The 628-nt window shown below is 70.4% G+C and carries 1 protein-coding gene and 1 pseudogene; both read right to left on the bottom strand.

Annotated features, from left to right (window positions below):
- A pseudogene (locus FV222_RS28530) lies at window positions 1-313 on the bottom strand (hypothetical protein); the annotation flags it as partial.
- Between the two features lie 44 nt (window positions 314-357).
- Window positions 358-628: putative sulfate exporter family transporter (locus FV222_RS28525; protein WP_147816475.1), on the bottom strand; the 271-nt coding region annotated here is incomplete at its 5' end.

The following is a 628-nucleotide window of genomic DNA, read 5'->3' as shown; positions in this document are numbered from 1 at the left end:
GGAACGGGGTACGGGTCTCGACCACGTGCTCGACGGTGTTGCCGTGAAAGGTCGGCGTGCCCTCGATGCCGTGGCGGCGACGCAGGGCTAGGCTCGACGCTCCTGGATGCCAGACGCGCATCACCCACCGGAACGACGGATGCAGGGTCGGCGCGTGGGTGGTGGCGCGGGCCAGTGGCAGGCCGAGCCCCGAGAGGCACGCGCTGAACCCGTCGAGAAGGGCTGCCGCGTCCGCCGCTTCGCGACCCGGCCCCATCAACCATCCCGTCGCCTGCGCAACCGCCTCGGACGAAGATTGGGACGAACGTGTCACGGCAGTTCTTTCATCAAGAATTCGGATCGATGCCATAGCGCGGATCAGACGAGGCCGAGCACGTGGATCAGGCCGAGGCTGACGGCGCCGAGGGCGAGGAGCGAGGCGACCACCGCGAAGGTCACCCGCGCCCCGGCCTTGGCGACGCTGCGCACGTCGACCCCGAGGCCGAGCGCCGCCATCGAGACCACGGTCAGCACGTTGGCGGTCTCCGACATCGGCGCGAGCGCAACCTGCGGGACCAGCCCGGCCGAGCGAAGGCCCGCGAGCGCAAGGAAGGCGAGGATGAACCACGGCACCAGGCGGTGGATCGCG

The organism is Methylobacterium sp. WL103, from assembly GCF_008039885.1.
In the GTDB taxonomy this organism is placed as follows: Bacteria; Pseudomonadota; Alphaproteobacteria; order Rhizobiales; family Beijerinckiaceae; genus Methylobacterium; species Methylobacterium cerastii.
This window is presented reverse-complemented; position numbering and strand designations above follow the sequence as displayed.